Source organism: uncultured Cardiobacterium sp. (assembly GCF_938028825.1).
GTDB lineage: Bacteria > Pseudomonadota > Gammaproteobacteria > Cardiobacteriales > Cardiobacteriaceae > Cardiobacterium.
On the sequence record NZ_CALIZP010000004.1, the window covers coordinates 1 to 6,057 of the forward strand.

At 61.3% G+C, this 6,057-nt stretch carries 9 protein-coding genes; 3 read left to right on the forward strand and 6 right to left on the reverse strand.

What is annotated here, in order from left to right; genetic code table 11:
• The 3 genes from rsxC to rsxA all read right to left on the reverse strand — a co-directional run.
• Window positions 1-1,671 (reverse strand): electron transport complex subunit RsxC (gene rsxC / locus Q0562_RS00150; protein ID WP_298639559.1); only part of this gene is annotated, 1,671 nt, incomplete at its 3' end.
• On the reverse strand, window positions 1,668-2,252 hold the full coding sequence (rsxB, locus tag Q0562_RS00155) for an electron transport complex subunit RsxB (protein WP_298639561.1): 585 nt from the start codon (window positions 2,250-2,252) through the stop codon (window positions 1,668-1,670). The genes rsxB and rsxC, both read right to left, overlap by 4 nt.
• A gap of 3 nt (window positions 2,253-2,255) precedes the next feature.
• Window positions 2,256-2,834, reverse strand: a complete 579-nt coding sequence (gene rsxA / locus Q0562_RS00160; RefSeq protein WP_298639563.1) for an electron transport complex subunit RsxA — start codon at window positions 2,832-2,834, stop codon at window positions 2,256-2,258.
• A 163-nt stretch (window positions 2,835-2,997) separates the two neighbouring features.
• Between rsxA and Q0562_RS00165 the strand changes: the two genes are divergently transcribed.
• The 3 genes from Q0562_RS00165 to Q0562_RS00175 all read left to right on the forward strand — a co-directional run bounded on the left by Q0562_RS00165 (window position 2,998) and on the right by Q0562_RS00175 (window position 5,537).
• Window positions 2,998-3,399, forward strand: a complete 402-nt coding sequence (locus Q0562_RS00165) for a DUF350 domain-containing protein (RefSeq protein WP_298639566.1) — start codon at window positions 2,998-3,000, stop codon at window positions 3,397-3,399.
• Window positions 3,400-3,411: 12 nt separating this feature from the next.
• Window positions 3,412-4,407, forward strand: coding sequence for an SPFH domain-containing protein (locus Q0562_RS00170; RefSeq protein WP_298639569.1), 996 nt, complete (start codon window positions 3,412-3,414; stop codon window positions 4,405-4,407).
• Window positions 4,408-4,607: 200 nt separating this feature from the next.
• Complete coding sequence (locus Q0562_RS00175) at window positions 4,608-5,537, forward strand: ankyrin repeat domain-containing protein (RefSeq protein ID WP_298639572.1); 930 nt, start codon at window positions 4,608-4,610, stop codon at window positions 5,535-5,537.
• Here the strand turns inward: Q0562_RS00175 and Q0562_RS00180 are convergent.
• The 3 genes from Q0562_RS00180 to Q0562_RS00185 all read right to left on the reverse strand — a co-directional run.
• Entirely contained in the window at window positions 5,524-5,673 is a 150-nt protein-coding gene (locus tag Q0562_RS00180) for a transposase (protein WP_366144658.1), read from the reverse strand. The two genes, Q0562_RS00175 and Q0562_RS00180, sit on opposite strands and share 14 nt — an antisense overlap.
• Window positions 5,625-5,915 carry a transposase gene (locus tag Q0562_RS13685; RefSeq protein ID WP_366144659.1) on the reverse strand — a complete coding sequence of 97 codons (291 nt, stop codon included), beginning with the start codon at window positions 5,913-5,915 and terminating at the stop codon, window positions 5,625-5,627. Before Q0562_RS13685 ends, Q0562_RS00180 begins: the two co-directional genes overlap by 49 nt.
• Window positions 5,827-6,057: hypothetical protein (locus Q0562_RS00185; RefSeq protein ID WP_298639576.1), on the reverse strand; the 231-nt coding region annotated here is incomplete at its 5' end. The genes Q0562_RS13685 and Q0562_RS00185, both read right to left, overlap by 89 nt.

Below are 6,057 nucleotides of genomic sequence, written 5' to 3' on the forward strand. Positions count from 1 at the left end.
TTTGCCGCTGGCGGCAAGGCGGGCGGCTTTACGTGCGGCAGCGCGGGCTTTTGCCGCTTCGATGGCGGAGGCTTTATCGTCGGAGGCCGTAGTTGTCCCGCTTGGCACGGTTTGCGGGCGGACGGGGGTGTATTTTGCGGGCGGGTTGGGGTCTTGGCGGGTGATGGGGGTGGCGGGAGCGGCGGGGGCCGGGTTTGCAGCAGCTTCGCGCAGTTTGGCGCGGCGGGCGTCCATTTGTGCCTGTCTTTCGGCGGCTTCGCGTTCGAGGCGGGCGGTGCGCGCTTCGTGGCGGGTGCGGGCGTGTTCGGCGTCTTGTGTTTTTTTGTCGGCGGCGCGGATGTCGCCTTTGCTGTGGCGGTAGTATTGGACGAGCGGGATGCCGGACGGGCAGACGGCAGCGCAGATGCCGCATTCGATGCAGTCAAACAGGCGGTATTGTTTGAGGCGGTTGTGCTGGTTGCTCTGGCTGTACCAAAGGAGTTGTTGCGGCAGGAGTTCCATCGGACAGGCGTCGGCGCAGCGCGAGCAGCGGATGCACGGGGTTTCTTCGGGTGCGGGGGCGGCAGGCAGGATGAGCAGGCTGTTGCCGGTTTTTTGTAGCGGGGTGTCGAGGGAGGCGATTTCGTAGCCCATCATCGGGCCGCCGATGATGTGGCGATTTTCCGCGCTGTGTTCGTGCCGTTCGCCGCCGCTCTGCTGGATGAGGTCGCGCGCGGCGGTGCCGATGCGGATGCGCAGGACTTGCGGCTCGCGGATGCCTTCGCCGCTGATGGTGGTGTAGCGTTCGGTGAGCGGCAGGCCGAGGCTGACAGCGTCGTACACGGCTTTCATGGTGCCGCTGTTGTGGCAAATGAGGCCGTAGTCGCTGGCGTGGGCATCGGCGGGGACGCGGATGCCGAGCAGCAGTTCGAAGAGTTGGCGGGCGTTGCCGCTGGGGTAACGCACGGGGACGCTGCTGATGCGGATGCGCGGGTCGGCGGCGGCATCGAGCGCGGCGCGCAGGGCGGCGATGGCTTCGGGTTTGTCGTCTTCGATGCCGAAGTGGATGTTGTCTGCGCCGAGGATGCGCGCGGTGATTTGTGCGCCACGGATGATGGCGGCGGCGTTTTCGCGGATTTGCAGGTCGTCGCAGGTGATGTAGGGCTCGCATTCGGCAGCGTTGATGACGAGGGTGTTGGCGGGGTGGCCGAGTTTGCGCGCGGTGGGAAAACCGGCCCCGCCGAGGCCGACGATGCCGCAGTCGTGGATGCGCGCGCGCAGTTCGTCCGGCGTGGCGGTCTCAATATCGAGGGCAGGCAGCGGCGGCGCGCTTTGGTCTTCACCGTCGCTTGCGAGGATGAGGTGCGGCACGGGACGGTTGGACGGGTGCATGTCCGGGCGCGGCTCGATGGCGCGGATGGTGCCGGAAGTGGGGGCGTGGACGGGGGCATCCCTGTGATTTGCCGGCGCCGCGAGAAGCTGGCCGCGCAGGACGCGATCACCGACGGCGACTTGGGCGATGAACGGGGTGCCGTCGTGCTGGATGAGGCTGATGGCGTATTCGTCGCAAAGGGCGGCTTCCCGCGAGGGGCGGGCGGTGCTCATGGTTTTGTGCCCGGGCGGGGTGATGTGGATGCCGCCGTGGAAGGTGGTTTTGCCGGGGAGGAGGCGGGCGAGGAGTTGTTTGATCATGATTCGGTGGGTTGCGGCGGCTGCGGCGTCGGTGGCGGGGTTTGCGGTTGTTGCGGGTTCTGCGGTTTGTCCCAGTTCCAGGGTTCGTCGCGCGGCTTCATGATGATGCAGTTGACCGGGCAGGGGTCCACGCAGAGGCGGCAGCCGGTGCATTCGTCGCTGATGATGGTGTGCATTTTCTGGTTGCTGCCGAGGATGGCATCCACCGGGCAGGCTTTGATGCATTTGGTGCAGCCGATGCACCAGTCTTCAATGATAAAGGCGACTTGCGGCGCGGTCTCTGCGCCGTTTTCGGCGTTGAGCGGTTTGCTTTCCACGCCGAGCAGTTCGGCGAGTTTGTCCACGCCTTCTTGTCCGCCGGGCGGGCAACGGTTGATGTCTGCCTCGCCTTTGGCGATGGCTTCAGCGTAGGGTTTGCAACCGGGGAAGCCGCACTGGCCGCACTGGGTCTGCGGCAGGATGGCGTCGATTTTTTCGGCAAGCGGGTCGCCTTCGACTTTGTATTTTTGCGCGAAGACGCCGAGCAGCAGGCCGCATAGGGCAATAACGGCGAGCAGGAGGATGATGGCGAGCCAAATCATGGTTTACACCCAGCCGCCGAAGCCCATGAAGGCGATAGCGAGAATGCCCGCCGTCATCAGCGCCGCCGGAGTGCCTTTGAAGGGCGCGGGCACGTCGGCAGCGTCGATGCGTTCGCGGATGGCAGCGAAAATGACGAGGACGAGGGTAAAGCCGACCGCCGCACCGAAGCCGTACAGCGCGGATTGCAACAGGTTGTGCTGCTGGTTGGCGTTCAGGAGGGCGACGCCGAGCACGGCACAGTTGGTGGTAATCAGCGGCAGGTACACGCCGAGCAGGCGGTGCAGCACGGGGCTGGTCTTGGCGATGTACATTTCGGTCAGGCCGACGAGGACGGCGATGGCGACGATGAAGCCGATGGTGCGCAGGTAGGTGATGCCGAAGGGGGTGAGCAGGTAGGTATCGAGCAGGTAGGCGCTGACGGCGGAGAGGGTGAGGACGAAGGCGGTGGCAAAGCCCATGCCGAGGGCGGTATCGATTTTGCGCGAGACGCCCATGAAGGGGCAGAGACCGAGGAATTGCGAGAGGACGAAGTTGTTCACCAGAACGGTGCTCAACACGATGTAGAAGTAGCTGTTGTGCATGGCTTTTTTGCGGTATGTGGCAGCGGTGGGTGCGCCGCGCATTGTAGCGCAACGCCCGTCGGGCAACGGTTGATAAAGGCAAAGGGAATGTCCCGCCTGCGCGCGGTTTTTATCGCGGCATGGGGCTATAATTCGGCGCGTTTACCGCTTGAAAGGAACGCCCATGCACATCTCCCCTCACGAATACCTGCTCTACCTGCAATACCTCGCGCTCGCCATCGTGCTGGAAGCCGTCTTCGCCGCCGCTTATCTGCACAGCACCCCCAACGCCGAGCTGCGCCTCACCCGCGCGGGCAATACCGCCTGCGCCCTCTCTTTCGGCGGTGCCATCATCGGCTTCAGCCTGCCGCTGGCCGCCAGTATCCGACAAAGTGTGCACCCGGTGGACTTCATCCTCTGGGGCGTGGCCGCTGCCGTTATCCAGATAGCGCTCTATCACATCGCCACCCGCCTCATCATCAAAAATGCCAGCCGCGAACTCGCCGCCAACAACACCGCCGTCGGCACCCTGCTCGCCGCGCTGTCCGTCAGCATCGGCCTGCTCAACGCCGCCTGCCTCAGCTAAGGAGAATCCATCATGTTCGGCAATTTCATCCGCAAACAGTTCATTGACGTCATCGAATGGCCCGACCCGGCCGATGACCAGCTCGTCTGGCGCTACCCCGCCATCGACCGCGAAATCCAGAGCGGCGCGACCCTCATCGTGCGCGACAGCCAGCTCGCCATGTTCGTGGACGAAGGCAAAACGGCGGACATCTTCGCCGCCGGTACCCACACCCTCAGCACCCAGACGCTGCCCATCCTCACCAACCTGAAAAACTGGGACAAAGCCTTTGCCTCGCCCTTCAAGAGCGACGTGTACTACTTCGGCACCCGTCAGCAACTTGGCCGCCGCTGGGGTACCGCCCAACCCGTGACCGTCCGCGACAGCGAATTTGGCGCCGTGCAACTGCGCGCCTTCGGCATGTACGCCTACCGCCTGAGCGACCCCGCCAAGTTCTTCAACGAAGTCGGCGGCGTTGTCGGCGAATACCGCGCCGGCCAGCTTGACGATCCGCTGCGCAATACCATCACCAGCCGGCTCGCCGGACTCTTCGGTACCTCGGGCATCCCCTTCCTTGACATGGCGGCGAACCAGCCCCTGCTCGCGCAAAAACTCGCCGAACACGTCGCCCCCGCCTTTGCCGCCCTGGGTCTCACCCTCGAAAGCATCACCGTCGAAAGCATCACCCTGCCGGAGGCTATCCAGAAAGCGCTGGACGAGCGCATCAGCATGGGCGTCATCGGCGATCTGAACCGCTATACCCAATACCAGACCGCACAAGCCATCCCGCTTGCCGCGCAAAACGAAGGCGGACTCGCCGGACTCGGCGCAGGCATCGGCGTCGGCGTCGGCGCCGGAATCGGGCAGAACATGGCGGCAGCGATGAGCACTGGCCTGAACAACGCAAACGCCGCGAACGACATCCAGGCGCGCCTCGCCCAGCTCAAAACCCTGCACGATCAGGGGCTCATCAGCGCTGATGATTATGAAAAAGCAAAGGCGGAAGTTCTCAAAAAACTGACCAGCTAAACGCAGCACGCCCCTCCCGCCGGAGGGGCGTATTGTTTGGAGCAAAACCATGCAAGAAAAAACACCCGCTACCACGCCGCCAAGGCCACGACTTGCCGCATGGCGGAGCCAGTATTTACACCGCTTGGCGAACCCGGTGTTTATGCCGCTTGGCACGTTCATTAGTACAATGAAACATCCACCCCAAACTACCCAACATTATGATGAAAAAAATCCTGCTTGCTCTCGCTTTCTCCTCCGCATCATTGACCGCATGGGCGGAAAACACCTGGACTTACTGCGGCGATATGTATGTCATGGGCAGGGAGTGCACACCAAAAGCTATCGTTACCACACTTACCTACTCTGGGGAGCCGCTCTATCAGGCGGCAAGAGCGGGCGACAAGGCGGGCGGTGAAGTGCTCATCCGGGAAGGGAACGACCTCAATAGAGTCTACGAAAGAGCAGATTTTCAGCCCCGTTCCCTGCTCAATCTGAGCCTTTTCGAGGAGGATAAACAAGCCTTTGCCACCCTGCTCGCTCTTGGTGCCGACCCGAATTTTCTCGGTAAACAAGAGGAGACGCCGATGCATGCTGCGGCCAAAAAAGAAGACCCGTGGTATCTCGAAACCCTGCTCGCCCACGGTGGTGATGTCAATGTACGCGACCTTGATGGCAAAACGCCGCTCTTTTCTGCTGCGACGAGTCTTGGAGGCAGCGGGAGTATTGAGCGGCTGGTGCGGGCAGGGGCAGATGTGGAGGCAAAAGACGAGGATGGGAAAACCCCGCTTTTTGCCGCGATTGGTAGTTTGAATAAAGGCAATTTTGCGCAACTGCTGGATGTGGGCGCGGATATTCATGCCACCGATAATGACGGCAACACACTGCTGCACGCCAGCGCCAGATATGATTTCAGAAATTACGATACTTTCTGGCGATTACTGCAAATGGGTGTCGACCCGCGCGCCAAAAACCGCTACGGCAACACCTTCCAATGCGATTTTTTCTTCAAGGTTCCAAGTGATGAGCCTTATGCCACCCAGGTACGTGACTGGTTGACCGCTCGCGGCATCCCGCTCGAGAGCGAGGCGGATTGTCACCCCGTTCCAGCCAAATCAAGCAAATATAGTCGAATCGCTAACAAAGAGTAACGAGAGTAAAAGACCAGAACAGCAGGGCATTCACATCGGTCAACCGCCATTGTTTCCTCAACCGCATGATCCATGCCCACATCTTCTCTATCGGGTTGAAATCCGGGCTATAGGGTGGAAGCCACAGCACCGCCACAGCACCGTATGCCCCTCAGCCTGCAACGCATCAAGCGTGTCCTGCCGCTTGTGGAAGGAGGCGTTATCCATCACGATCACGCTGCAGGCAGGCAGCTCCGGCAGCAGTATTTCTGTCGCCCATGTGTGGAAAACATCGCTGTCTATGCTGCAATCAAAAGCAGTGAAAGCAAATGGCACCGTGCCACACAGGGCACCGATAACGTTGTTTGTGCCTTGCTCCATCCGGATACCCCTGTGCATTTTTGCCCGCGTGGTGCATAGACGTAAGGACGGGAGATGTCTTTTTTGAAGCCGCTTCCATCATATAAACAAATGGATGCAGGCGTGCTTCATAGACACTTTTTACTTCGAGGAATTCATGGCGTTTTTCTTCGTCTGCCTT

Bases quoted from the DNA above. Each gene is read 5' to 3' on its own strand.
- Q0562_RS00165 (WP_298639566.1), top strand. From the start codon at position 2,998: ATGCACATCTCCCCTCACGAATACCTGCTCTACCTGCAATACCTCGCG.
- rsxA (WP_298639563.1), bottom strand. From the start codon at position 2,834: ATGCACAACAGCTACTTCTACATCGTGTTGAGCACCGTTCTGGTGAAC.
- Q0562_RS13685 (WP_366144659.1), bottom strand. From the start codon at position 5,915: ATGCACAGGGGTATCCGGATGGAGCAAGGCACAAACAACGTTATCGGT.
- rsxB (WP_298639561.1), bottom strand. From the start codon at position 2,252: ATGATTTGGCTCGCCATCATCCTCCTGCTCGCCGTTATTGCCCTATGC.
- Q0562_RS00170 (WP_298639569.1), top strand. From the start codon at position 3,412: ATGTTCGGCAATTTCATCCGCAAACAGTTCATTGACGTCATCGAATGG.
- Q0562_RS00175 (WP_298639572.1), top strand. From the start codon at position 4,608: ATGATGAAAAAAATCCTGCTTGCTCTCGCTTTCTCCTCCGCATCATTG.